Source organism: Pseudomonas fluorescens NCIMB 11764, assembly GCF_000293885.2.
Lineage (GTDB): Bacteria > Pseudomonadota > Gammaproteobacteria > Pseudomonadales > Pseudomonadaceae > Aquipseudomonas > Aquipseudomonas fluorescens_B.
The window spans coordinates 3,399,620-3,423,364 of record NZ_CP010945.1; the positions used below are offsets into that span (position 1 = coordinate 3,399,620).

A 23,745-nucleotide genomic window follows, 5' to 3' on the forward strand; every position below is an offset into this window, starting at 1 on the left:
TTTCGCCGGGTTTGCCTGACGCCAGTGGCGGTTCAATGCTCTAGATCAGGTGATCGAGCAAAAAAAAGCGCCGCGTTCCCTTGTAGGAACGCGGCACTTTGGCTGGTGAATCAGTAGCTTTGCGGCATTTCACCCTTGGCCAGACGCTTGTTGATGTCGGCGATCACTTCCGGCAAATCGGTGATGGTGTCGATCATGTAGTGCGGGCGCGAACCTTCGAACAGCGCGTGGATACGCTTGCGCTCGCTCGCCAGTTGATCGCTGCCGAGGGCGCGATAACCTTCGTAGTCAAGGCCCAGCGCGTTGCCCGAGCAGATCAGCGCGACGGTCCACATACCGGCGCGACGGCCCTCGAGAATGCCGGGCACGGTGTCGTCGATCTTCACGCAAGCAGCAACATCGTCGATGCCCAGGGCGATGACGTTGGCCAACGCCTGAGCCGGCCATGGACGGCCGTTAGGCACTTCGTCGGTAGCCACCACGTGATCAGCGATGTAGCCGTTGGTGGCAGCCAGCTCGACCACTTTGTCCATGACCTGTTTCGGGTAACCGGAGCACGAGCCGATCTTGATCCCTTGCTGGCGCAGGTTGGCAATAGTGTCCAGCGCGCCCGGAATCAGTGCCGAGTGCTCGGCGATTTTCTCGATCTGCAACGGCATGAAGCGCTGGTAGATGGCGGTGACGTCATCATCGGTCGGCGTGCGGCCGAATGCCTTGCGATAGCGTTCGGCGACTGCCGGCTGATCGCACAGGGTGCGGATGTGATCCCACTTGCCCATGCCCATGGGACCACGGGCTTCTTCGATGGACACCTGGACGTCGAATTCGGCGAAGGCCTCGACAAAAATCTGCGTGGGAGCGAAGGAACCGAAGTCGACGACGGTACCGGCCCAGTCGAGGATGGCGGCCTGGAGTTTGGTTGGGTTTGTGTAGTTCATGGTGATCAAATCCTGTGGCAACTGATTAATGAGGAGCTGCTTTTGGTGGGAGCGGCGGTGCGACGATTCGACTTGCTCGCGAAAGCGGTGCAGCGAGCGACATTTATGTTGAATGTCAGTCCGTATTCGCGAGCAAGCCCGCTCCTCCAGGGGAAATCGGTGTGGTTTAGATCTCTAACACTTCCATCTCGCGCAGCACGTCGGCAATCGCCGCCACGGCCGCGTGCATCTCGGTCTGGTTGACGTGGCCGATGCAGCCGACGCGGAAGGTTTCGACCTGGGTCAATTTGCCGGGGTACAGAATGAAACCCTTGGCCTTGACGCGTTCGTAGAATTCCTTGAACTGGTAGCGCGGGTCTTTCGGCGCGTGAAAAGTGACGATGATCGGCGCCTGGATGGCGGCGGGCAGGAAGCTGCGCAAGCCAAGTTTCGCCATGTCATCGAGCAACACTTTGCAGTTGTCGGCGTAGCGCTGATGCCGGACCGGCAAGCCACCTTCTTCGTTGTATTGCAGCAGGGCCTCGTGCAGCGCGGCGACCACGTGGGTCGGCGGTGTGAAGCGCCACTGGCCGGTCTTGGCCATGTAGGTGTGCTGGTCGAAAAGGTCCATCGCCAGCGAGTGCGAGTTACCGGCGGCATTGGCCAGCGATGCTTTGCGAGCGAAGACGAAACCCATCCCCGGTACGCCTTCCAGGCATTTGCCCGAAGCGGCGATCAGCGCGTCGAACGGCACCTGTTGCGCATCCACCGGCAGCGCGCCGAAAGAACTCATGGCGTCGATGATCAGGCGTTTGCCATGTTGCGCAATGACCTGGGCGATTTCCGGCAGCGGGTTGAGGATGCCGGTGCTGGTTTCGCAGTGAATCAGCGCGACGTGGGTAATGCTGGCGTCGGCCCGCAGCAGACGGTCAACGTCGGCGGCAGTGGTGGGTTCGTCTTCGGCGGTTTCAAACGTGCTGAAGGAACGGCCGAGCACTTCGCAGATTTTCGCCAGGCGTTTGCCGTAGGCGCCGTTGATCAGCACCAGGACTTTGCCGTCACGCGGCACCAGCGTGCCGATTGCCGCTTCGACCGCGAAGGTGCCGCTGCCTTGCAGAGGCACGCAGTGGTGGCTGTCGCCGCCGTTGATGATCGCCAGCAATTGCTCGCAGAGGCTGGCGGTCAGTTGATTGAAGCGGTCATCCCATGAACCCCAGTCGACCATCATCGCCTGGCGGGTGCGGGCCGAAGTCGTCAACGGGCCGGGGGTGAGCAGGATGGGTTCGGCAGTACTCATTCTCGTGTCCTCGCAATCGATGGGATGAAGCTACGGGGCTTAAATTGCAATTTGCCGTGCTATCAATCAAATTGTTTGTTGTTATGCCAGCCATCAGTGAGGGTTATTCATGAACCTGTTCCAGCTCCGCGCCTTTGATGCGGTGGCCCGCGAGGGCAGCTTCACCCGGGCCGCCGCGCGGCTGTTCATTAGCCAGCCGGCAGTCACCGGGCACATCAAGGCGTTGGAGGAGCACTACCAGATCACTTTGCTGCGGCGCACCGCCCGTCGGGTGGAGCTGACGGAGGAGGGCACCAAACTCGCAGCGATCACTCGGGCGATGTTTGGTCTGGCTGAAGAAGCGCAGGTAATGCTGGAGGCCAATCGTCAGTTGCTCACCGGCCGCCTGGAAGTGGCGGCGGACGGGCCGCACATGGTCATGCCGATGCTGGCCAGTTTGCGCGTGCGTTATCCGGGGATCACCGTGAACCTGCGCCTGGGCAATGCCCAGGAAACCCTCGCGGCGTTGTTATCGGAACATGCCGACGTGGCAGTGCTGACGGAGGTCGAGCCGCGCAAGGGTTTGCATTTGCAGGCACTGAGCGAGTCGCGGATATGTGCGCTGGTGCCCGCCGGTCATCCGTGGGCACAAAAGTCGAAGGGCGTGCAGCTCAAGGAACTGGATCAGGTCATCATGGTATTGCGCGAGCCAGGTTCGATCACCCGGCGCACGTTTGATGAAGCCTGTGTTCAGGCCAAGGTAAACCCGCGGGTGTTGCTGGAGCTGGACAGTCGCGAGGCCGTGACCGAGGCGGTCGCGGCGCAATTGGGGGTCGGGGTGGTGTCATCGGTGGAAGTCAGCCATGACCCTCGGGTAGCGGCGGTGCCGATCATGGGTGAGGGATTGGTGAATCGGCACATGATCGGGTGTATGGAGCGGCGCAGGGACTTGAGGTTGATACAGGCGTTTTTCGGGTTGGCGCCGTAGGTGCTGTCTTCTGCAGCTTCTACAAAGGGGCTGCCCACCACCGATTATTTTGTCGTGTTGGGGAGCTTGGATCGTCGCGGGTACCGGTCACTCGTTGTCACTTGGACAGTAAGCGTCAACGGTTGGTTGTGGATTTCGACGCCGTGGCCACGGTCCCGCTACCGCAATTGATGTACGAAGATTTCTTCAACCAGCGCTGATCCGGGTAGTACGAAAACAGCAACTGCCCGTCTTTCATCGAATCAATCAGCTTGTGTGCAATCGCCGGCCGTACCGCCGGGCAGCCCAGGCTTCTGCCGATTCGGCCATTGGCCCGTGCAAGCACCGGGCTGACGTAAGGCGCTCCATGAATCACGATTGCCCGGTCAAACGCATTGTCGTTGAAACCCGGCTCCAGGCCTTCCATGCGCAGCGAATAACCGTTTTGCCCGACATAGCTCTGTTGCGTGCGATACAGCCCGAGACTGGTGGCAAAGCTTTCATTTTGATTGGAGAAATTGACGGCCATGTTCTCGCCGCTGTTGCGGCCGTGGGCGACCAGTTCATGAAACAGCAACTTGCGCTTCTTCAAATCGAACACCCACAGGCGCTGTTCGGTCGAGGGCAGGGAATAATCGATCACCGCAAGTCTTTGGACAGGCGCAGCGCCTTGGGCGATGCTGCATTGCGAGGCGCGAACGGCGAGGTTAATGACGTTGGCGTTGGCTTTCGGGGCCGCTTTGATGAGGGCGGCCGCGAGCGAATCGGCGTAGGCTAACGGTACGGACATTGCAGTCAATAGCAGGGCCGGCAGCAGATAGCCAATACGTAGTGGCGCCATATAGATGTCTCATCATGTTAAGTTCGAGTCTAGCAGTGCATTGAAAGCCAGGCGTTGAATGCGGGAGATTAAGGATTATCCATGGTGCTTTTAACAAGGTTATTCGTCATAAGCCGCGTATTTTTTATGGGCTTTCTGATCAGCGGCACAGCGCTTGCGGAAACTTCGCCGATTGAGCCGACAATTGCGCCTAGCTCCGTTATCGAGGCGGAAGCAGGCGATAACGTCGGTCAGGCGATTCAGACCTCGCTTGAGCCGCTGAAAACCGCGTTTCCGCCGTTGCTGACCGCGCCGCGTCATCGGCGGGTGGATGTCAGCCGTCTGGTGATGGATTTTTATACGCATCGCGCTTATCGCGCAGCGTGGACCGATGACCGCGACGTCGCACAATTGATCGCCAGCTTGAGCGCGACTGACGCCGATGGTTTGAACCCGACGGATTTTCATATTGATGAGCTGATCCGATCCCGGACCACGATGCAGACTACGCCCGTCACCCCCGAGCAACGGGCGGCCTTTGATTTGGCGACGACGCATACATTTATTACCGCGCTGCTGCAGCTGCGGCGGGGCAAGGTCGATCCCGCGCGGCTCGACATTCATTGGAATTTTGACGCCGATGGCGTCGACCCGCGCGACGACGTCAATGCTTTCTTCGCGGCGCTCGACAATCACGATGTAGCGAAGGCATTTGCCATCGCTCCGCCGCAAGAAGCGGTGTACGTGGGATTGCGTCAGGCGCTGGCGCAATTGCGTGGTATTCGGGACCGGGGCGGCTGGCCGCAAGTGGTTGGAGACCATTCGCTCAAGCCTGGCATGGACGAACCGGCTGTCGCGCAGTTGCGCGCGAGGATGGTCGCGGCAGGTTTTCTCGATCCGCGATTGATCCATGGTACGAAGTACGATGGCGCCGTCACCGCCGCAGTGAAAAAGTATCAGAACGAGCAATACCTCGGAGCGGATGGGATAGCGGGGGCGACGACGCTGGCGGCTTTGAATGTGCCCGTTGACGCACGCATTGATCAGGTTCGGGTGAACATGGAGCGGGCGCGCTGGCTGCTTTACAAGCTTCAAGGCACGTTCGTTATCGTTGATATTGCCGGCTACAAAGTAGCGATGTACCGCGATGGTCAGCCGATCTGGCGATCCCGGGTGCAGGTTGGTAAAGCGGCGCGCAATACGCCTATCTTTCAGGCGCAGATCACCTACGTCACGTTTAATCCGACCTGGACGGTGCCGCCGACGATCCTCAAGGAAGACGTGCTGCCGAAGATCCAGAGCAATCCCGGCTACCTGGCCGCCAACCGTATTCGTGTGATCGATCGCGAAGGCCACGAACTGGATCCTGCGGCCGTTGACTGGACCAACCCGCGTGGCATCAGTTTGCGCCAGGATGCCGGGCCCGATAGCTCATTGGGCCAGGTGGTCATCCGCTTTCCCAACAACTACGCGATTTATCTTCACGACACGCCGCATCGCGAGCTGTTTGCCAAGACTGTCCGCGCGACCAGTTCGGGCTGCATCCGGGTGGAGAACCCGCTGCAACTGGTGGAGTTGCTGTTCAACGACCCGGTTAAGTGGAACAGCGCCGGTATTCAGAAACAGCTGGCCAATGGCAAGACCGAGAATATTCGGCTACCGGTGAAAGTGCCGGTGTTGTTGGCCTATTGGACAGTCGATCTGGGCAGCGACGGGCGCGTCTCATTCAAACCGGATGTGTATGGCTACGATGAACCCTTGCTGCGGGCATTGAATCGACCTTCGCAAATGCCGGTGTTGAATCTACATGCGGCGACAGCATCGGCGGGAACTGGGCAGCCGTAGGGGAAATGGCCGTCAACCGTTCGGCACTTGCGCCGGGGCGCCAAAACAGCATCGCCTAATCTTTGATTTACTGGAAATTCTTCCGGTACTTACAAGGAAGGTGTGGCATGACTTCATTAAAGTTCGGCGCGTCCATCCTGTTGGTCTGCCTGGCAGGCTGCGCAACCACTCCGCGTAGTAACTACGAGCCACCGCCGGTGCCTGCATCGGCGGTGGCCCTTGATGACGCGCAGATAACCAGCACGCTGGTGGGAAGGAAATTTTACGGAACCACCCGAGAAGGCAGTCACCCTTATTCGATGAGTTTTGCGCCGAACGGAGTCGAGACATTCGAGATGGCGCCCTACAAACCGGAGAAGGAAAAGTGGACGCTGAAGGACGGGGTGATTTGTATTGAAGCGAAAGGCTACCCAACCGAATGCGGTCAGGTGAAGACCGCTAACAATGAGTATTGGTTTGTCGATCCGAAGAGCGGCAGAGTCAACGCGCACTTGAAACTGACGCCTTGAGGTTGAGCCGCATAGAGAAACGGGCGTTCATCTCACGCCCATTTCTCCTGTTCATGCCTTGCCCAGCGCCTCCCGCAAAAACTCCACCAGCCCTCGCTGCAATCCGGTCAGCGCGCCTTCGCGACTGATCAGCGCCAATTCTGTCGGCGGTAATTCGGGCAGATCAGTGCACACGGTGTGCTCTGGCAACACCGCCGAAGCGGGCAGCACCGACAGGCCCAATCCGGACGCCACCGCCGCCTGAATTCCCGTCAGGCTGTGGCTGCCAAACGCAACCCGCCACGGTCGCTGTGCCACATCCAGCAGGCGGATTGCCCGTTGCCGATAAATGCAGCCTTGTGGGAACAGCGCCAATGGCAAGACGCCCTGGGCGGAGTCGACCCCCGCACCTTTGACCCACACCAGCGCTTCCGGCCACGCCGCCCAGCTTGGGCCGCTGTCCGGTTCACGCTTGACCAGTGCAATGTCGATGGCGCCCGTCGCGAGCTTTTGCTTGAGATCGGTGCTCATGCCGCTGACGGTTTCCAGCCGCGCTTCAGGTCGGCTGCGGTTGAAGCCGGCGAGGATCACAGCCATACGCCGTGCATCGAAATCCTCCGGTACGCCAATGCGCAGTATTTCCAGGTCGAGATCACTGGCGAGGGCTTCCACCGCCTCCGAGGACAGGGCCAACAGCCGCCGGGCATAGTGAATCAGCAGCTCGCCGTGCTCGGTGACGCTGATGTTCTGTCCTGTGCGGTCGCGAAGCAGCAGCGCATGCCCGACCAGTTCTTCCAGTTTGCGAATCTGTTGGCTCACGGTGGATTGGGTGCGGTGTACGCGTTCTGCAGCGCGGGTGAAGCTGCCTTCGTCCACCACGCAGACGAAGCTCTTGAGCAGTTCGAGATCGAGCATGGCGGGCTCCTTTGATATTCGATTTATCACTGACGAGTCGATATTAATTTAATTTCACACTATCACCGTTCGCTCGTAACCTGAAGATCACTTTTCAGAGGATATGACCATGGCACTCAAAAACGCTCCACGCCCCGAGTGGCTGACCTTCGATTGCTACGGCACGCTGATTCAATGGGATGAAGGTTTGAAAGCCGTGGTCGCGCAGATCCTGCGCGACAAGGGTGATCACACCGTCGATGTCGATCGCCTGATCGAGGTGTATGACCGGCACGAACACCGGCTGGAGCAGACACCGCCGCATCGTGCGTTCCGGCAGTTGAGCAGCCTTGGGTTGCAAATGGCGCTGGAGGATCTGGGGTTGGCGAGCTCGGACGAAGACAGTCAACGGCTGGCAGCGGCAATCCCGAAAATGCCGCCGTTTCCCGAGGTGATCGACACGCTTGCCCGGCTCAAGACGATGGGCTTCAAGTTGTGCATCGTGTCCAACACCGATGACGACATCATCGCCGGCAACGTGGCGCAACTCGGTGGCCACATCGATCGGGTCATCACCGCCCAGCAGGCCGGCGCCTACAAGCCCGATCCGCGGTTGTTCGACTACGCTCACGCGCAGCTGGGCGTCAGTCGTGATCAGGTGGTGCACATCTGCGCGAGCCCGACGCTGGACCACACCGCCGCGCGCGATATGCATTTTCGCTGCGTGTGGATCGACCGCGGCACCGGTCGCCAATTGCTGCCCGACTATCAACCCGATGCGATATTGAGCGCGCTGGATCAAGTCCTGCCCTTGTTCGAATCCCTTGGCTGGTAAACCCCGGAGTCATTGTCATGGCACACACTCTTGCAGGCGGTTCCCGTTCCGCCCGTTACACCGACCTGAACCTGGACTTGCCGGCTGTCATCACGGCGCGCTCGGAATTGGCGGCGTGCTTTCAACTGGCGGCACTGCATGGGCTGGAGGAGGGGATCTGCAATCACTTTTCCGCCATGGTGCCGGGGCGCGATGATCTGTTTTTCGTGAACCCCTACGGCTACGCGTTTGCAGAAGTCACTGCGGACAACCTGTTGGTCTGCGACTTCCACGGCAACGTCGTGGCCGGCGAAGGCCAGCCCGAGGCGACCGCGTTTTACATCCATGCGCGCCTGCACAAACTGCTGCCGAGGGTCAAAGTGGCGTTCCACACGCACATGCCCCACGCCACGGCGTTGTGCTTACTGCAAGGCCCGCCGCTATTGTGGCTGGGGCAAACAGCGTTGAAATTCTACGGGCGTACGGCGGTGGACGAGGATTACAACGGCCTGGCCCTCGATGAGTCCGAAGGTGACCGGATTGCCAGCGTCATGGGCAATGCCGACGTCCTGTTTTTGAAGAACCACGGCGTGATCATCGCAGGGCCGACCATCGCCGAAGCCTGGGATGATCTGTATTACCTGGAACGCGCCGCCCAGGTGCAATTGATGGCGATGGCGACCCAGCGCGATCTCAAGCCAGTGCCTCCCGCCATTGCGCAACGTGCCTACGAACAAATGCGCCTGGGAGATGCAGAAAGTGCTCAAGCACATTTGCGCAGTGCAATGCGACGCCTGCCCAAAGGACAATTGCCCCGCACCATCCCGTAGACTAAGCTCGCAAACATTAAGGGTTTTGGGCCTTCGCCCATGCCTTACCCTTGCAGGACGAGCTTTTGCCTATCTCCGGTGACGACCCGCGCGACGCCAGTGGCGTCAATTTGAAACGGTTACCCCTGCGCAAGGCGGCGGTGCTGTTTATTGTCGTGGTGTGTCTGTGCCTGTGCGGTTTGCTTTATCTGCAACTGGAGCAATCGCGCCGGCACGATCTGGCGGTGGCCGAAGTGGCGTCTTCGAACCTCACCCGCGCCATGGCCCAGCAGGCTGAAGACACGTTCATGAAGGCCGACCTGGTACTGACCAGCCTGGCGGACTGGATTCAGGTTGACGGGTTCGTCCCGGCGCAGATCCCGCGTCTACAGAAAACGTTTGCCCGACGGGTACAGACACTCAGTCAGTTGCACGGGATCTTCCTGTTCGATCAAAAGGGGCAATGGGTCGTCACCTCATTCGAGGATCTGCCCCGCGGCCCCGGCGTGGCGGACCGCGACTATTTCCTGTTTCACCAGCAGAACGTATCGTCCCTGGCGCACATCGGCCCGGCGATTCGCAGTCGCGTGAATGGCGAATGGATCATTCCGGTTTCCAAGCGGGTGAATGACAAGGACGGCCATTTCCAGGGCGTGTTGCTGGCCGGCATCAAAATGTCCTACTTCGATCAGTTTTTCAAAAGCTTCAGCATCGATGACGACGGCTCTATTTTTCTGGCGCTGACTGACGGAACGCTGCTGGCGCGACGGCCGTTTGTGGAAGCGCAGATTGGCCAGTCACTAGCCAAAGGGGAGATTTTCAGCAAGTACCTGGCAGGCGCAATGTCCGGCAACGCCATGATCAGTTCTGTACTCGATGGCACTGTCCGCTTGCAAGGCTACCGGCAACTCGACGCCTATCCGCTGGTGGTGTCCGCGGCCTCGTCCCGGGATTCGATTCTCAAGGGCTGGTATGACACGGCGTTTAAATCCAGCGTCATTGTGGCGCTGGTTGTGCTGGGCGTGGGGCTGTTCGGTTGGGTGTTCGTGCGCCAGGTGCGCCTCGGTGAACGGGTCGAGAAGGATTTGCGCAAGGCCAAGGAGGCGCTGAAGCTGATCGCGACCCATGACAGTCTCACCGGCCTGGCCAATCGCCGACTGTTCGAACAAGCGCTGGACCTCGAGTTTGGCCGTGGAATCCGGCAGTCGAGTTCGTTGAGCCTGATCATGCTCGATATCGATTACTTCAAGCGCTACAACGACGCTTACGGCCATGTCGCGGGTGACCATTGCCTGGCCGAAGTGGCGAGGGTGGTGAAGAGTTGCTGCCATCGAACCACCGATCTGGCGGTGCGTTACGGCGGCGAGGAATTCGCTGTGTTGCTGCCGAATACGGATATTCAGGGTGCGATGGTCATTGCCGAGCAGATCCGCCGCAGCGTCATGACCCGGAACATCAATCACAGCGCCGCGCCCAGTGGTTATGTGACGGTCAGTCTCGGTTGTTATGCCTTCGTACCGACGCGCCTGGACAGCACCGAAGTGCTCATTGAACGCGCGGACGCGGCGTTGTATCAGGCCAAGCATTCCGGACGAAACCGTTCGGCGGTGCTGTCGATGGACGGCGGTGTCGGGGAACTGATGCGCTCGGATCGTTGAGATGAGGTCGGCTTGCGCGCGGTCAGCTACCGCCAGTTTCGCCTCCCGCACCTGAGCGACTGGAGCTGCCCGTTTCGCCGGAGCTGTCGCGTGAAGAGCCCGAGCCGCCATCGCCCTTATTGCCGCCGTCGCTGCTGTGGCCGCCGGAAGGCTCACCGGGATTATTGTTGGGCGCCATCGTCGATCCGGCCGACGCAACCACCGGAATGCGTGGATGTCACACACTGAACACACATGTCCGGAGCGCTGGCCCATGAAGAATCTGCGAGTCGCAACGTTCAACGTCAATGGCATGCGCGCCCGGCTGCCAAACCTGCTGGCCTGGCTGGAGCGGGAGAAACCGGACATCGCCTGCCTGCAGGAGCTCAAGTCGGTGGACAGTGCATTTCCTGCCGCAGAGCTTGAGGCTGCCGGCTACGGCGCGATATGGCAGGGTCAAGCCTCGTGGAACGGGGTGGCGATTCTGGCCCGGGATGCGCAACCGCTGGAGAGTCGCCGTGGTTTGCCGGGTGACGACGGTGATACCCACAGTCGGTATCTGGAGGCTGCTGTGCACGGTGTCCTGGTGGGCTGCCTGTATCTGCCAAACGGCAATCCGCAGCCGGGGCCGAAGTTCGATTACAAGCTGGCCTGGTTCGAGCGGCTGATTGCCTACGCCAAGGATCTCCAGAGCAGCGAACACCCGGTGGTGCTGGCCGGTGACTACAACGTGGTGCCGACTGACCTGGATATCTATAACCCACGGTCCTGGCTCAAGGATGCGCTGCTGCAACCGGAAAGCCGCGAGTGTTATCAACGGTTGCTGGATCAGGGGTGGACCGACGCCCTGCGCCATCTGTATCCGGAGGATCGGCTCTACACCTTCTGGGACTATTTCCGACAGCATTGGCAGAAAAATTCCGGGTTGCGCATCGATCATCTGTTGCTCAACCCGGCGCTGAGCCCTTATCTGCAAGACGCGGGTGTCGATGCGTGGGTGCGCAACGAGCCACATGCCAGCGACCATGCCCCGACGTGGATTCAACTGGGTTCACGCAAGCGCCGTTGATTGTATATGCGTGGCTATTGGCGAAATCAATTGTCGGGCGGACCGCTTTTTCCCTTATACATGGCGCCCATCGGCGGAGAGATCCGCGGCCCCATGCATAAGGATCGAGCAATGAGCGAGCTACGTCTGAGCAATCTTGCGTTGTACCTGCAACGTCTGGGTTTCGACGCGCCACCGGCGCCAACCCTGGAAACCCTGCGTCAGCTGCAGTTTCGTCACACCGCTGCGTTCCCGTTCGAAAACCTCACCACGTTGTCTGGCGAGCCGGTACTCATCGACTTGCCGTCCATCGAGCAAAAAGTCCTGCACGATGGCCGCGGTGGTTACTGCTATGAACTCAACAACCTGTTCCTGGCCCTGCTTCAGGCGCTGGGTTTCGACGCTTGCGGCATTTCCGGCCGCGTGGTCATGGGCCAGCCCGAGGGGGCGTGGACCGCGCGTACGCACCGCTTGAGCCTGGTCACCCTGGGGGGCGTGCGCTACATCACCGATGTGGGATTCGGCGGTATGGTCCCCACCGCGCCGCTGCTGCTCGACACTCCGGAGGAGCAACTCACGCCTCATGAACCTTATCGGATTGAACGCCACGCAGACGGCTACACCCTGCGCGCCAATGTCGCTGGTGAGTGGCGCGCGATGTACATCTTCGACCTGCAACGCCAGGAAGACATCGATTACGCCGTCGGCAACTGGTATGTCTCAACCCATCCCGAATCATCTTTTGCCAAACAGCTTATGGTGGCGCGGACAGGGGAAGGGTGGCGCCGTACGCTGAACAATGGCAGTTTTGCCATCCACCGGATCGGCAGCGAGAGCGAGCGGCGGCAGATCACTGAGGTGGCTGATCTGGTCCGGTTGCTGGCGAGCGAGTTCGGGATCCGGGTGCCTGAGCACGCACATTTGAAGCAGGTGCTTGGGCGGTTGATCGAACAGGACTAGGGGCGGACGTCAGGCTCCATCAATTGACGGATTTCGCTGACGGCATCCAGCAACTTCTTTTCCAGGCTTTTCAGATCGGAGGGCGTTATGCCCTTTTTGAGATGCCCGGTCCCGGCAGGTGTGTTTCTGTCGCTGAGCAACGCGTGTCGCAGTGTGTTGTTGATCACCGTCTGGTAGCCATACCCCTCGCTTTCCGCAAGCGTGCGAGCGGCTTCTATGACCGTTTCATCCAGCATGATGGTAATGCGGGTCTTGCCTTTGCCGGGGGCAACCGCCCCACGCTTGGCATTGCTGAAGTCGTATTCATCTTTCATTACTCAAGCCTCCAAATATTGGCGACGCTCGTTTTTTGTGGCGAGACGCGCGGAAATGATTCGAACGAAATTCGGCTCACGGTAGGTGTACGCGACGACCAGCAGGCGACCTTTGGCGTCCAGCCCCATGATGATCCATCGTTGCTCGTCATGAAGATCATCCTGGAGCGTCAGCGCCCGTTCGTCATGGAACACGGCGTCAGTCTCTGCGAGGCTGATGCCTTGGTGCTTCAGTTTGTTCGCCGCGTTTTTTGCCTTGTGATACTGAATTTCGAATGGCTTCATTATGCATACTTTATATGTATAAAAAAGGGAGCGACGCTACCGGTGGTCGCCAGGAACTCAAAAGACTAGCGGGGGAGCGAACGAGGCTCGGGACGGATATATTTCAAGGTTTATTGAAGGATGCTGCGGGTGGGGATGGACACCTGTCCATAATCTGACTGGTGAGTTGTATACAACTCTATAGACATTTGTCCTGAGTCTTGCATACAGTGTGCGCATAACAAAAACCAGGGAACCCCCCAACCATGAAAACGCCCCATGTTTCACACCAACGGCCTGAGGACGAAAACCTCGGAGTCGGCGCGAATATGGCTTACGGCCTGCAACATGTTCTGACCATGTATGGCGGTATCGTCGCGGTGCCTTTGATCATCGGCCAGGCGGCCGGGCTCTCGCCGGCGGACATCGGCTTGTTGATTGCTGCTTCATTGTTTGCGGGGGGCTTGGCGACGTTGCTGCAGACCCTCGGTTTACCGTTTTTCGGTTGCCAGTTGCCGCTGGTGCAGGGCGTGTCGTTCTCTGGCGTCGCGACGATGGTGGCGATCGTCAGCAGTGGTGGCGAGGGCGGGTTTCAGTCGATTCTCGGGGCGGTGATTGCCGCGTCGTTGATCGGATTGCTGATCACGCCGGTGTTCTCGCGCATCACCAAATTCTTCCCACCGCTGGTGACGGGCATCGTGATCACGACCATTGGCCTGACGCTGATGCCGGTGGCCGCGCGCTGGGCCATGGGTGGCAACAGTCATGCACCAGACTTCGGCAGCATGGCGAACATCGGTCTGGCGGCAGTGACGCTGGTGCTGGTGCTGTTGCTGAGCAAGGTTGGCAGCGCGACCATTTCCCGGCTCTCGATTCTGTTGGCGATGGTGATCGGCACAGTCATCGCGGTGTTTCTCGGCATGGCAGACTTCTCGTCCGTCACCCAGGGCCCGATGTTCGGCTTCCCTACACCGTTCCACTTCGGCATGCCGACCTTCCACTTCGCAGCGATCCTGTCGATGTGCATCGTGGTCATGGTGACACTGGTGGAAACCTCGGCGGACATCCTCGCCGTCGGTGAAATCATCGACACCAAGGTCGACTCCAAACGCCTGGGCAATGGCCTGCGCGCCGACATGCTGTCGAGCATGATCGCGCCGATCTTCGGCTCCTTCACCCAAAGCGCGTTCGCCCAGAACGTCGGCCTGGTGGCGGTGACCGGGATCAAGAGCCGTTTCGTGGTGGCCACCGGCGGCTTGTTTCTGGTGATCCTCGGCCTGCTGCCATTCATGGGCCGAGTCATCGCCGCCGTGCCGACTTCCGTGCTGGGTGGTGCCGGAATCGTGCTGTTTGGCACCGTGGCGGCCAGCGGCATTCGCACACTGTCCAAGGTCGACTACCGCAACAACGTCAACCTGATCATCGTCGCCACCTCCATCGGTTTCGGCATGATCCCCATCGCTGCGCCGAATTTCTACGACCATTTCCCAAGCTGGTTCGCGACGATCTTCCACTCGGGCATCAGCTCTTCGGCGATCATGGCCATCGTGCTGAACCTGACCTTCAACCACCTTACTGCCGGTAACTCGGATCAGCAGTCGGTGTTTGCGGCGGGTACTGAACGGGTCCTGCGTTATCAGGATCTGGCCGCGCTGCGCGAAGGGGATTACTTCAGCGAAGGCAAGTTGCACGACTGCGACGGTAAAGAGGTCCCGGTGGTGGAGGTGGATCATGGGCATGGAGAACCACGGGCGGTGCCTGCGAAAAGCAGTGAGCATGTCTGACGTTTGAGCGTATGAAAAAAGGCCGATCTGTTGAGCGACAGATCGGCCTTTTTACAGATCAGAAGGTCGCAGTCATTCTTGCTCGCTTTGCGTCCAGCGCCCCATCAACGTATTGGACGGCAGTTGTTCATCCAATAGCTTTCTTGCCGTTTCCACTCCCGCCACCGGCAGCCCTTCAGGGTTCAACAAGCCAATCTGCACCAGCACACTGGCCTGGTCCCAGTAGATGTGCTCGTGGTACAGCTTGTCCCCGCGGAACTTGATCACACCCAGCATCGGAATCTCGACGTACCGGCCGGTCGGTGCGACGTTGGGCAGCATCCAGTCAATTTCAGTGCTGTGGGTGAAACACATGATGAACTCATCCACGATCTGCAATGCGCCGATGGTGCGGGAAATCGGGATGAGCTTCATGTCTGGCGGATTGCCGTGGACAAAATGGTGTTGATAGAAGCGGCTGAGTTCCCTGGCGCCGACGCCGCCGGTCATGGTCGGGATATGGTTGACGTAGGGTTCGGCGACCATGGTAGCCATGGTGGCGGGTACGTCGCGGGTCTCGAATTCGTGGCGGATGTGTTCTTCCCACAGGGCTGACAGGTTGAAGTGGGGGCCGATCTCGCGCTTGAGTGCGGCGATGCTGCGTTCATGGGCCATCAGCGTGGCAGGCTTGTCATAGTGTGAGCCCCCGGCCCTGGCGAAGGCATGGTCGACGCCTGGGTATACGTAGATTTCGGCTTTGTCGTTGCCGGCCAGGTGCTCGCTGATCCGGGCGCGGGCATTGGCGTCGCAGTAGCCATCATTCTCGGCAAAATGCAGTACCAGCCGGCCCTTCAGGTTTTTCGATTCGTGCAGCAGGTGTTCGATACCCATGCCGTAGTAGCCGACCGAGCAGGCCACATCGGTACGCGCGGCGGTCAGCCAGGCCAGTTTGCCACCCATGCAGAAGCCGACATAACCCAGGCCCGAACCTTCGACTTCAGGCAGGGCACGCAGGGCTTTGAAGCTGGCGTCGATGTCGGTGATGGCCTTGTCCACGTCCAGACGCTGAAACAGGTCGATGGCAACGGCGAAATCCGCTTCGGTGTAGCCCAGGTCAACGCCCGGTTGCAGGCGCCAGAACAGGTCCGGCACCAGTGCCACGTAGCCCTCTTCGGCATAGAAATCGGCCACCGCGCGCATATTGGCGTTGACACCGAAAATCTCCTGGCCGATCACCACCCCGGGGCCCTTGCCGCTGGCTGGCAGAGCCAGGTAACCGCCGAACGTGGCGTTGCTGTCCGTTGCCCGTATCTCAATCATCTTGCCCATGTTTTCTACCTCACTCGGTTATCAGGTTTTATTGGCTGTCACGGTGTTGTTGAAACCACACTCGCGGCGACACGCCACGGTCTGGCCCGAGGATCGAAAAGCCGCCGTCCACCGGCACGTCGACACCGGTCATCCAGCCGGCGCCGGCACTGCATAGAAAAGCCACCACGCTTGCGATCTCATGACCCCGGCCAATGCGCCCGAGCGGATGGAAAGGTGCCCCGACCCGATCGGCCAAGTGCGGATCGTTGTCGCTGAGGTCGGCGACGCTGGGCGACCAGGTCCAGGCCGGGGATACGCTCAGCACCCGGACTTGCTCCGGGGCCAGGGTCACGGCCAGGTTTTTCGTCAGTTGCAGGATGCCGGCCTTGGAGGCGGGGTAGAGTGCACGCCCGGCTGCGCCGAATTTACCGCCGGTGCTGCCAATGTTGATCACTACGCCGCCGCTGGGCAGATGCACCGCGGCCTTTTGGGTAAAGATCGCCGCCGATACCAGATTGACGTTCAGGGTTTTCAGCCACTGTGCGCGGTCAGAGGCCAGTCCCTGATCGGCGTACAGGCACGCGTTGTTGACCAGAATGTCGAGCCTGCCGAAGTGGGCCAGCGTGGCCGTGATGCACGCGTCGATATCTTCGTCGCGCTCCACGTCGCAGGCTGAAAACCCGCATCCCATTGCTTGCGCCAATGCTTGACCGCTATCGGCGTTACGCCCCACCAGCATCACCTGAGCGCCCTCGGCCAAGAGCTGTCGAGCGATGTCCATACCCAGTCCCTGAGTGCTGCCGGTCACAATCGCCACTTTGCCTTCGAGCATCATGCCCAGTCCTCCAGTGCTTCGTTGACGTGACTGATACGGGCGATCAGCGCCATGCTCGCCAGCGAGGCCGCATGCGTGCCGCTGTCCGCACTGGCGCAGGCATCTGCCGCCACCGTCACTTCGAATCCGCAATCCACCGCATGGCGCACTGTGCTTTCCACCACCGAGTGTGTCGCCACGCCAGCGATTAGCAGGTGCGTAGGGTTGAACTGGCGCACCACGGTTTCCAGCGGTGAGCCATAAAAAGCATTGATCCGGTTGTGGGTGACGACGAATTCATGGCGGCTGTCCAGCGGCGCCAGGGCGCTGAAAAACTCCGCTCCCCAACTGCCTTCCCGGGCAGCGCCAAGGGTGGCGACAGTGCGCAGAATCGGCGCGTTCTGGATCAGGTCGGCATAGTCCGGTCGGAACGCCACGCGCACGTGAACGATCGGCCATCCCTTGGCGCGTGCGCCGGCCAGTAATCTGCCGGCGGCATCGAGCAGTGCAGCACGCAGGCTGTCATCGGACCCCAGCCCGACCCTTATCTTGCCGTCGGGGTGCAACACGTCATTCTGATAGTGCAGGGCGATCACCACCGGGGCGTTCATCACACGAAGACCTCAAGGTTGGCGAACACATCGTTGCAGTTGATGAGGTCGACGCGCTTGAGCTGGATCTGCCAGCCACCATTGTCCTGAACGGCCAATTTATAGGTGTAGCGACCCGCGAGTTGACGTTGCTCCAGGCGCCACTCGCTGTACTGGAAGCTGGCGCTGACCACCAGCAGCCCCTGGGTGTCGAGACCCTCGACCATCACATTGCCGACCAGGTGCGCGGTCTGGGTTTGCGGTTGCTGGGACCAGTTGCGGGCGTTTTCCACCCGCCGAATCCGCACCTCGCGCAGCATGCGGTTTTCCCAGAACAGCGAGATATGATCGAACGGGTTGGCTTGCTCATGCTTGTGCGGCACCCAGTACATGCCGGTGTCGGTAAACAGCTTGTCCCACTCCCAGAAACGCCGCTCGTCCAGCAGGCGCGCCTCGCGGTAAAGAAACTGTTCGATCTGGCGCAGGGTCTCGACGGGAACCTGGGCGGGGGTCAACTGGCGCGTGTCGACGTCGATTCGGCGGTCAAGCAGCATGGGTGCTCTCCTTGGCGATCAGGGTGGCGGTCATGAACTGTTTCCAGGCGGCAAACTGGTTGCGCATCGGCAGTTCGCTGGTGCCGTTGGTGGACACCGCGCCGTCCTCCAGCGGCCTGTCGGTGCCAACATAGCGGTGCATGCTGATCCACTCGCCACCGCGGGTCATGTTGCCTTCCTGGCAGCGGGCATAGACTTCGACATCGTCGGGCATCACGTTGGAGGAGGGCGAGTTGATGACGTTGGCGTAGGTCAGCGCGCGGTCGAACACGGCATCCGGAGCACCCTTGCAGCGGAAGGTCTGGATCTCGACCATGGTCCGGTCCACGGCGATGGGGCGGATCACCCGGAACTGCATGAACACTGTGTGCGGCGAGCCGCTGCCGTAGATCACCGTGTTGTGACGGTTCATGCCCAGGATTTCCTTGGCGCGTTGCTCGCCGTAGGCCTGGCTCAGGCATTCGAAGTGAGCGCGGGAGACCTCGTCGCGTTCGGCAGCGCCCGGGTCGAAGATCGCTTCCATGTAGCCGTGGCCGTTATGGTAGGCGCGCAGTTCGAGTTTTTCCCAGAAGTCGTAGGGTTCGCCATTGCCGTCCATGATCAGCAGCTCGAAGGGCATTTCACCGATGGCCTGGGCTTCGTCACGCGCAGCGTCTACCGACGATTCATGGGTCACACGGGCGTGCATGGTGTCGTGCAGGTTCTCGTAGAACACCTTCCAGTTTGAGCGCTGCTGAACACGGAAGATGCCGCCGGCCACCTCGACTTCGCCGACCGGTGAACGGTCGCAGAGGTTGTCGATGGAGGTGATGACGCCACCCAGAAATGCTTTCAGGTCCGGTCCGAACGCCGCCTGGCTGGCGAACACGAAGCCGCGATAGGTCTCGACGCGGGCAAGGCTGACCATGGAGAAATCCGGGTGTTTGGGGTCGTAGCAGGTGCCTTCGAAACCGCTCTTGAGCGGTGCCGACAAATGCTGGCCGTCGAGTTTGAAGGTCCAGGCGTGATACGGGCAGCGGAAGAATTTGCCGACACTGCCATCACCGTCGGCCACCAGTTTGGCGCCCTTGTGCGGGCAGCGGTTGTACAGCACGCTGACCTGCTGGTTGGCGCCGCGCACCATGATCACGTCCTGATCACCGATACGCGTGGTGTGGTAGTCGCCGGGGTTCTTGACCTGGCTTTCATGGCCGACGTAGATCCAGGCGTTGCCGTAGATGCGCTCCATCTCCAGCTTGAACAGGGTCGGGTCGGTGTAGACGCTCTTGTGGACGCTGTCCTCACGGATCAAGGCAGCAATTTGCTCGTTGGTCGGTATCACGGGATGTCCTCGGTTTGTCACAGATCGAGCACCAGCAGCGCGCTGCGGGCACGGGAGACACAAGTGCAAAAACTGCCGCTGGCGCGGTCACGCTCCGACAGGCAGATATCGCGGTGATCGGGTTGCCCGTCGATGACCTGGGCGACGCACACGCCACAGTCACCCCGTCGGCAGTCGAACATCGGGTCCAGGCCGGCCTGGAGCATGGCGTCCAGTACGCTTTGCCCGGCGGCCACTTGCAGGCTCACGCCGCTTTCGCGCAGGTGCACCTCAAAACCTTGATCGCCGGCCATTTCCAGGGCGCCGCTGAACAGTTCGTAATGCAGGTGATCTTCTGCCCAACCCTGTTCTCGAGCGCAGGCCAGCACGCTGTTGAGCAGGGCGGTAGGGCCGCAGATGTAGAGGTGCAGGCCGGGTCTTGGCGCGCTCAGGATTGCAGCGGCCGGAAGGCGCTTTTGCGGGTCGCCGCCGCTGATCCAGCAATGGTTGTCCTGGCAGGCGCGGGCCTCTGGCAGATAGGCCATCTGTGCTTCATCGCGACCGGCGTAGTGCAGGGTGAAGGGCTTGCCCGCTGCTCGCAGCGACCGGGCCATGCCAAGCATGGGCGTGATGCCGATGCCGCCGGCGATCAGCAGTGCATGTTCGGTGTGCTCATGCAGTGGAAAGTGGTTGCGTGGCGATTCGGCCAGCAGTTCATCGCCGACCTTGAGCGAGTGCACCCAACGCGATCCACCTGTACTCGACACTTCGAGCTGGACGGCGATTTCGTAGTGCTCGCCGTCGGGCAGGTTGACCAGCGAATAGGCCCGGCGTTGAGTGCGATTGCCGGGTACGTGCAACTCAAGGTGCGCCCCGGCGGTGAAACCCGGCAGTGGCCGGGCGTCGCAGGATACCAGCAGGACGCGGCGGATTCTGGGGGTCAATAGCTCGATGTGTTCGACCCTGAGCGAGAGGCTGGACATACGCAATTCCTGTCTGAATTCGTAGCCACTGTATGAAGCTTGAGGAGGGCAAAAAAGCCGTTAAAGGCAAACCGGTATCCACTTCTGGCGAGAGTGAATTGCAGGAGCGAGCGCGCTCCTGCAGGCAGGCTAACGCTTGAGGTGCACAAGCAGGGCCCGCAAGTGTTCGCCATCCGCCTGGGCCAGATCGTCCAGCACAGCGAAGTGATGACACCCTGCAAGTTCGACTAGGCTCACGGTCTGCCCGGCCTCGCGACAGGCACTGGCGTACTCGCGCGAATGTCGAATCAACTCCGGCAATTCATTCGCGCCCACGGTCACCAGCAACGGTGCTCCATCGCCGATCAGCCTTTGCGGGCTAAAGCGCTGGATATCCTCTTTGCTCAGTTGCAGCTTGTCGTTCAACCAGCAGCGGCTGATGGGGTCGAGCTCCATCAGGCCGCTGATCGGCAGGGCCAGGGTCACTAGCGGATGTCGGCGATGCAGCGCGGTCAGATGGCCTCCCGCCGAGTGCCCGCAAAGCACCACCTGTCGACCGATGTTCAAGGCTTCACGGTGCGCCATCAGGTGGTCCAGTGCCTTGGCGATCTGCCCGACGATGGTGCTCATGTTCGCCTCGGGCGCCAGGGTGTACTCGAGCAGTCCGACGTTGAAGCCGGCCTCGATCAGCCCCTCGGCGATAAAGGCGTAGTCGTCCTTGTCCGAGGCCTGCCAGTAACCGCCATGAATGAACAGCAGTGTCGGCGCCCCGGCATCCGCGTGGGCGTACCAATCGAAACGCTCGCGCGGGGCATCGCCATAGGACATGCCACGTTGCCAGGCGTGACTCGCATAGGTCTCGGCGCTGCGTTGGCGAAAACGCTGCATGATCTGTGGAAAATCACCCACTGCTGCGACGTTGTTGTAAGCCTGATCGAGGTCCATGGCTGCTCACACTCCCAGGTAGCGTTGCGACAGTTCGGGTTGAGCCGCGAGCTCCACAGGCGTGCCATCCCAGACCTGCCGTCCTTTCTCAATGATGTGATGACGGTCAACTACCCGAGCCATTTCCTTGAGGTTCTTGTCGATCACCAGAATCGTCTCACCCTCGGCCTTGAGGGTGGCCAGGCAACGCCAGATCTGCTCGCGGATGATGGGGGCCAGGCCTTCAGTGGCTTCGTCGAGAATCAACAGGCTGGGGTTGGTCAGCAGCGCGCGGCCCACCACCAGCATCTGTTGCTCGCCACCGGACAGGGTGCGAGACAGCTGGTCCTGTCGCTCCAGCAGGCGCGGGAACAGTTCATAGACCCGCGCCAGGTCCCACTTGCCCCGCGTGGCGGTGGCCAGCAGGTTTTCCCGCACACTCAAGGTGCCGAAGGCGCGGCGGCCTTCCGGCACCAGTCCCAGGCCGGCCTTGGCGATGCGATAGGGCGCAGCACCACGCATTTCCGTGCCGTTGATACGGATGCTGCCGGCACTGGGCTTGAGCAACCCCATGATCGATTTGACCGTGGTGGTCTTGCCCATGCCGTTGCGGCCGATCAACGACACCACCTGGCCTTGCTCGATACTCAGGTGCATGTCGAACAACACCTGGCTCAAGCCATAGCCCGCTTTCAAGCCTTGAACGTCAAGCATGTTCTTCTCCCAGGTAGGCGGCCCGCACTTGCGGGTCGTTGCGCACTTGTTCGACGCTGCCGGTCAGCACCGTCTGACCGTAGACCAGCACAGTGATACGGTCGGCGAGGGCGAAAACCGCGTCCATGTCATGTTCCACCAACAGGATTGCGTAGCGGCCCTTGAGGCTGTGCAGCAACTCGGTCATGCGCGCGGATTCGTCGGCCCCCATCCCGGCCATAGGCTCGTCGAGCAATAGCACCGATGCTTCCTGAGCCAGTGCCAGTGCGATCTCCAGTTGCCGTCGTTCGCCATGGGAAAGCTCGTGGACCGGGTCTTGCGCGCGAGCGCCCAGGCCCACTTGCTGCAAGTAGCCCAGCGCCGGTTCCAGCAGGCGAGTGTCGCGGCTCAGCGGACGCCACATGCCGAACGTCTTGCCGTCACGAGCGGCGATAGCCAGGGCGACGTTCTCCAGCAGGGTGAACTCGGTGTACAGCTGACTGACCTGGAATGCCCGCGCCAGTCCCAGGCGCGGCCGCTGCCAGGCTGGTACGCGGGTGATGTCCTGACCATTGAGATGGATCTGGCCATGGTCTGGGAAAACTTCCCCGGCGATCTGCGCGATCAGCGTGGATTTACCGGCGCCGTTCGGGCCGATGATGGCGTGCAACTCGCCTTCGGCCAGTTCAAGGCTGGCGCCGTTGGTGGCTTTCACCGCACCGAAGGCCTTGTGCAAATCCTGAATCGACAGTTTTGCGCTCATGGGCGTGCCTCCACGGCGGTGTTCGATTTGACGGCAACCACGTTCTGTTTGCGCTGCAGCAAGCTCAGCAGCAGTCCGTAAACGCCTTTTTTGCCGAACAGCACCACCAGCAACAACAGCGGGCCGAAAATCAGCATCCAGTGTTCGGTCCACTGGCTCAGCACTTGTTCAAGGCCCAGGTAGGTGGCCGCGCCCAGCAGCGGGCCGAGCAGGGTGCCGACGCCGCCGAGGATCACCATCGCCATCAACTCGCCGGACTTGTGCCAGGCGCCCATGTCGGGGCTGACGAACAGCGCGTAGTTGGCCCACAGAATTCCCGCCAGGCCACCGCCGGTGCCCGCGATCACAAAGGCCGTCAGGCGATAGCGCAAGGGTTTGAGGCCCAGGCTGACGCTGCGCCGCTCGCTCTGCTTGAGCCCGCGTAGAACAAAACCGAAACGCGAATTGACCAGTCGCCGGCACAACAGCAACCAACCGGTCAGCAGCGCTACACACAGGTAGTAGAAGTGGTTGGCGTCGCCCAGGTCCAGTGCGCCGAGGGTATTGCGCTCGTTGAGCAGGATGCCGTCGTCACCGCCGTACAGCGACAGCGAGCCGAGCACGAAGTAGAGCATCTGGCCGAACGCGAGGGTGATCATGATGAACTGCACGCCGCTGGTACGCAGCGACAGATAACCCACCAGCAACGAAAGCAACGCACATACCAGCAGGGCCAGAGGCCACACCACCAGCGCGCTGTTGCTGCCTTCCCAGCCCCACAGCGGCATGCCTTGTGACGTGTGGAAGGCAACGATGCCGACGATGTAACCGCCCAGTCCGAAGAACGCCGCATGGCCAAAGCTGACCATGGCGCCGTAGCCGATCAGCAAGTCCAGGCTGATGGCCGCCATGCCGTAGATCGCAAGGCGGGTGAAGAAGCTGACCAGGTAGGGTTCGTGCAGCCAGTGGGCCAGCAGCGGCATGCAGGCGAAGGTCGCCAGGCACGCAAGGTCAATGATAAGGCGTGGTGACATAGCGT

At 60.6% G+C, this 23,745-nt stretch carries 25 protein-coding genes; 9 read left to right on the forward strand and 16 right to left on the reverse strand.

Annotation, left to right across the window (positions count from 1 at the left end; all coding sequences use genetic code 11):
* Nucleotides 1-110 precede the first annotated feature (110 nt).
* On the reverse strand, nt 111-938 hold the full coding sequence (phnX, locus tag B723_RS15610) for a phosphonoacetaldehyde hydrolase (protein ID WP_017339688.1): 828 nt from the start codon (nt 936-938) through the stop codon (nt 111-113).
* 166 nt (nt 939-1,104) lie between these two features.
* On the reverse strand, nt 1,105-2,214 hold the full coding sequence (locus B723_RS15615) for a 2-aminoethylphosphonate--pyruvate transaminase (RefSeq protein WP_017339687.1): 1,110 nt from the start codon (nt 2,212-2,214) through the stop codon (nt 1,105-1,107).
* A 109-nt stretch (nt 2,215-2,323) separates the two neighbouring features.
* On the opposite strand from B723_RS15615, the gene B723_RS15620 reads away from it, so the two are divergent.
* The gene (locus tag B723_RS15620; RefSeq protein WP_017339686.1) at nt 2,324-3,181 is read left to right on the forward strand and encodes a LysR substrate-binding domain-containing protein; all 858 of its coding nucleotides are present in this window, start codon (nt 2,324-2,326) and stop codon (nt 3,179-3,181) included.
* A 115-nt stretch (nt 3,182-3,296) separates the two neighbouring features.
* Here the strand turns inward: B723_RS15620 and B723_RS15625 are convergent, their stop codons facing one another.
* Nucleotides 3,297-4,001, reverse strand: coding sequence for a murein L,D-transpeptidase catalytic domain family protein (locus B723_RS15625; protein ID WP_017339685.1), 705 nt, complete (start codon nt 3,999-4,001; stop codon nt 3,297-3,299).
* Between the two features lie 81 nt (nt 4,002-4,082).
* Between B723_RS15625 and B723_RS15630 the strand changes: the two genes are divergently transcribed.
* Both B723_RS15630 and B723_RS15635 read left to right on the forward strand, forming a co-directional pair.
* A complete protein-coding gene (locus tag B723_RS15630) occupies nt 4,083-5,825 on the forward strand; it encodes a L,D-transpeptidase family protein (protein WP_031319028.1) in 1,743 nt (580 codons plus the stop codon).
* Nucleotides 5,826-5,932: 107 nt separating this feature from the next.
* Complete coding sequence (locus tag B723_RS15635; RefSeq protein ID WP_017339683.1) at nt 5,933-6,334, forward strand: hypothetical protein; 402 nt, start codon at nt 5,933-5,935, stop codon at nt 6,332-6,334.
* Between the two features lie 51 nt (nt 6,335-6,385).
* On the opposite strand, the gene B723_RS15640 is transcribed toward B723_RS15635, so the two are convergent.
* On the reverse strand, nt 6,386-7,228 hold the full coding sequence (locus tag B723_RS15640) for a LysR family transcriptional regulator (RefSeq protein WP_017339682.1): 843 nt from the start codon (nt 7,226-7,228) through the stop codon (nt 6,386-6,388).
* 109 nt (nt 7,229-7,337) lie between these two features.
* Here B723_RS15640 and B723_RS15645 point away from each other — a divergent pair, with 109 nt between their 5' ends.
* The 5 genes from B723_RS15645 (at nt 7,338) to B723_RS15665 (ending at nt 12,475) form a co-directional block, all read left to right on the forward strand.
* Complete coding sequence (locus tag B723_RS15645) at nt 7,338-8,042, forward strand: haloacid dehalogenase type II (protein ID WP_017339681.1); 705 nt, start codon at nt 7,338-7,340, stop codon at nt 8,040-8,042.
* 17 nt (nt 8,043-8,059) lie between these two features.
* Nucleotides 8,060-8,851 (forward strand): aldolase, encoded by a 792-nt coding sequence (locus B723_RS15650; protein ID WP_017339680.1) that lies wholly within the window; start codon nt 8,060-8,062, stop codon nt 8,849-8,851.
* 65 nt (nt 8,852-8,916) lie between these two features.
* Nucleotides 8,917-10,488, forward strand: a complete 1,572-nt coding sequence (locus tag B723_RS15655) for a sensor domain-containing diguanylate cyclase (RefSeq protein ID WP_017339679.1) — start codon at nt 8,917-8,919, stop codon at nt 10,486-10,488.
* Nucleotides 10,489-10,741: 253 nt separating this feature from the next.
* Entirely contained in the window at nt 10,742-11,536 is a 795-nt protein-coding gene (locus tag B723_RS15660; protein ID WP_017339678.1) for an exodeoxyribonuclease III, read from the forward strand.
* Between the two features lie 111 nt (nt 11,537-11,647).
* Nucleotides 11,648-12,475: an arylamine N-acetyltransferase family protein gene (locus tag B723_RS15665; protein ID WP_017339677.1), complete on the forward strand. Its 828-nt coding sequence runs from the start codon at nt 11,648-11,650 to the stop codon at nt 12,473-12,475.
* Here the strand turns inward: B723_RS15665 and B723_RS15670 are convergent.
* Both B723_RS15670 and B723_RS15675 read right to left on the reverse strand, forming a co-directional pair.
* Nucleotides 12,472-12,789 carry a BrnA antitoxin family protein gene (locus B723_RS15670; RefSeq protein WP_017339676.1) on the reverse strand — a complete coding sequence of 106 codons (318 nt, stop codon included), beginning with the start codon at nt 12,787-12,789 and terminating at the stop codon, nt 12,472-12,474. The genes B723_RS15665 and B723_RS15670 overlap by 4 nt on opposite strands.
* 3 nt (nt 12,790-12,792) lie before the next feature.
* On the reverse strand, nt 12,793-13,074 hold the full coding sequence (locus tag B723_RS15675) for a BrnT family toxin (RefSeq protein ID WP_017339675.1): 282 nt from the start codon (nt 13,072-13,074) through the stop codon (nt 12,793-12,795).
* 245 nt (nt 13,075-13,319) lie between these two features.
* Between B723_RS15675 and B723_RS15680 the strand changes: the two genes are divergently transcribed.
* Nucleotides 13,320-14,837, forward strand: coding sequence for a nucleobase:cation symporter-2 family protein (locus B723_RS15680; protein ID WP_017339674.1), 1,518 nt, complete (start codon nt 13,320-13,322; stop codon nt 14,835-14,837).
* A gap of 72 nt (nt 14,838-14,909) precedes the next feature.
* Here the strand turns inward: B723_RS15680 and B723_RS15685 are convergent, their stop codons facing one another.
* From B723_RS15685 to B723_RS15730, 10 genes are all read right to left on the reverse strand, one after another.
* Nucleotides 14,910-16,145 carry a dienelactone hydrolase family protein gene (locus B723_RS15685; RefSeq protein ID WP_017339673.1) on the reverse strand — a complete coding sequence of 412 codons (1,236 nt, stop codon included), beginning with the start codon at nt 16,143-16,145 and terminating at the stop codon, nt 14,910-14,912.
* Nucleotides 16,146-16,173: 28 nt separating this feature from the next.
* A complete protein-coding gene (locus B723_RS15690; protein WP_017339672.1) occupies nt 16,174-16,962 on the reverse strand; it encodes an SDR family oxidoreductase in 789 nt (262 codons plus the stop codon).
* Nucleotides 16,959-17,552, reverse strand: coding sequence for a cysteine hydrolase family protein (locus tag B723_RS15695; RefSeq protein ID WP_017339671.1), 594 nt, complete (start codon nt 17,550-17,552; stop codon nt 16,959-16,961). Before B723_RS15695 ends, B723_RS15690 begins: the two co-directional genes overlap by 4 nt.
* Nucleotides 17,552-18,085: an aromatic-ring-hydroxylating dioxygenase subunit beta gene (locus tag B723_RS15700; protein WP_017339670.1), complete on the reverse strand. Its 534-nt coding sequence runs from the start codon at nt 18,083-18,085 to the stop codon at nt 17,552-17,554. Before B723_RS15700 ends, B723_RS15695 begins: the two co-directional genes overlap by 1 nt.
* Nucleotides 18,075-19,406, reverse strand: a complete 1,332-nt coding sequence (locus tag B723_RS15705; RefSeq protein WP_017339669.1) for an aromatic ring-hydroxylating dioxygenase subunit alpha — start codon at nt 19,404-19,406, stop codon at nt 18,075-18,077. The genes B723_RS15700 and B723_RS15705 overlap by 11 nt, the downstream gene beginning before the upstream one ends.
* A gap of 17 nt (nt 19,407-19,423) precedes the next feature.
* Entirely contained in the window at nt 19,424-20,368 is a 945-nt protein-coding gene (locus tag B723_RS15710) for a PDR/VanB family oxidoreductase (protein ID WP_017339668.1), read from the reverse strand.
* Nucleotides 20,369-20,497: 129 nt separating this feature from the next.
* The gene (locus B723_RS15715; protein ID WP_017339667.1) at nt 20,498-21,292 is read right to left on the reverse strand and encodes an alpha/beta hydrolase; all 795 of its coding nucleotides are present in this window, start codon (nt 21,290-21,292) and stop codon (nt 20,498-20,500) included.
* Between the two features lie 6 nt (nt 21,293-21,298).
* A complete protein-coding gene (locus B723_RS15720) occupies nt 21,299-21,985 on the reverse strand; it encodes an ABC transporter ATP-binding protein (protein WP_017339666.1) in 687 nt (228 codons plus the stop codon).
* Nucleotides 21,978-22,727 carry an ABC transporter ATP-binding protein gene (locus tag B723_RS15725; protein WP_017339665.1) on the reverse strand — a complete coding sequence of 250 codons (750 nt, stop codon included), beginning with the start codon at nt 22,725-22,727 and terminating at the stop codon, nt 21,978-21,980. Before B723_RS15725 ends, B723_RS15720 begins: the two co-directional genes overlap by 8 nt.
* Entirely contained in the window at nt 22,724-23,740 is a 1,017-nt protein-coding gene (locus tag B723_RS15730) for a branched-chain amino acid ABC transporter permease (RefSeq protein WP_017339664.1), read from the reverse strand. The genes B723_RS15725 and B723_RS15730 overlap by 4 nt, the downstream gene beginning before the upstream one ends.
* Nucleotides 23,741-23,745 lie beyond the last annotated feature (5 nt).

Coding starts and splice junctions, on each gene's coding strand:
- B723_RS15685 (WP_017339673.1), bottom strand. CDS start 16,145: ATGGGCAAGATGATTGAGATACGGGCAACGGACAGCAACGCCACGTTC.
- B723_RS15675 (WP_017339675.1), bottom strand. CDS start 13,074: ATGAAGCCATTCGAAATTCAGTATCACAAGGCAAAAAACGCGGCGAAC.
- B723_RS15665 (WP_017339677.1), top strand. CDS start 11,648: ATGAGCGAGCTACGTCTGAGCAATCTTGCGTTGTACCTGCAACGTCTG.
- B723_RS15680 (WP_017339674.1), top strand. CDS start 13,320: ATGAAAACGCCCCATGTTTCACACCAACGGCCTGAGGACGAAAACCTC.
- B723_RS15640 (WP_017339682.1), bottom strand. CDS start 7,228: ATGCTCGATCTCGAACTGCTCAAGAGCTTCGTCTGCGTGGTGGACGAA.
- B723_RS15720 (WP_017339666.1), bottom strand. CDS start 21,985: ATGCTTGACGTTCAAGGCTTGAAAGCGGGCTATGGCTTGAGCCAGGTG.
- B723_RS15630 (WP_031319028.1), top strand. CDS start 4,083: ATGGTGCTTTTAACAAGGTTATTCGTCATAAGCCGCGTATTTTTTATG.
- B723_RS15615 (WP_017339687.1), bottom strand. CDS start 2,214: ATGAGTACTGCCGAACCCATCCTGCTCACCCCCGGCCCGTTGACGACT.
- B723_RS15700 (WP_017339670.1), bottom strand. CDS start 18,085: ATGCTGCTTGACCGCCGAATCGACGTCGACACGCGCCAGTTGACCCCC.
- B723_RS15670 (WP_017339676.1), bottom strand. CDS start 12,789: ATGAAAGATGAATACGACTTCAGCAATGCCAAGCGTGGGGCGGTTGCC.
- B723_RS15715 (WP_017339667.1), bottom strand. CDS start 21,292: ATGGACCTCGATCAGGCTTACAACAACGTCGCAGCAGTGGGTGATTTT.
- B723_RS15650 (WP_017339680.1), top strand. CDS start 8,060: ATGGCACACACTCTTGCAGGCGGTTCCCGTTCCGCCCGTTACACCGAC.
- B723_RS15725 (WP_017339665.1), bottom strand. CDS start 22,727: ATGAGCGCAAAACTGTCGATTCAGGATTTGCACAAGGCCTTCGGTGCG.
- B723_RS15730 (WP_017339664.1), bottom strand. CDS start 23,740: ATGTCACCACGCCTTATCATTGACCTTGCGTGCCTGGCGACCTTCGCC.
- phnX (WP_017339688.1), bottom strand. CDS start 938: ATGAACTACACAAACCCAACCAAACTCCAGGCCGCCATCCTCGACTGG.
- B723_RS15690 (WP_017339672.1), bottom strand. CDS start 16,962: ATGATGCTCGAAGGCAAAGTGGCGATTGTGACCGGCAGCACTCAGGGA.
- B723_RS15645 (WP_017339681.1), top strand. CDS start 7,338: ATGGCACTCAAAAACGCTCCACGCCCCGAGTGGCTGACCTTCGATTGC.
- B723_RS15695 (WP_017339671.1), bottom strand. CDS start 17,552: ATGAACGCCCCGGTGGTGATCGCCCTGCACTATCAGAATGACGTGTTG.
- B723_RS15625 (WP_017339685.1), bottom strand. CDS start 4,001: ATGGCGCCACTACGTATTGGCTATCTGCTGCCGGCCCTGCTATTGACT.
- B723_RS15635 (WP_017339683.1), top strand. CDS start 5,933: ATGACTTCATTAAAGTTCGGCGCGTCCATCCTGTTGGTCTGCCTGGCA.
- B723_RS15620 (WP_017339686.1), top strand. CDS start 2,324: ATGAACCTGTTCCAGCTCCGCGCCTTTGATGCGGTGGCCCGCGAGGGC.
- B723_RS15660 (WP_017339678.1), top strand. CDS start 10,742: ATGAAGAATCTGCGAGTCGCAACGTTCAACGTCAATGGCATGCGCGCC.
- B723_RS15710 (WP_017339668.1), bottom strand. CDS start 20,368: ATGTCCAGCCTCTCGCTCAGGGTCGAACACATCGAGCTATTGACCCCC.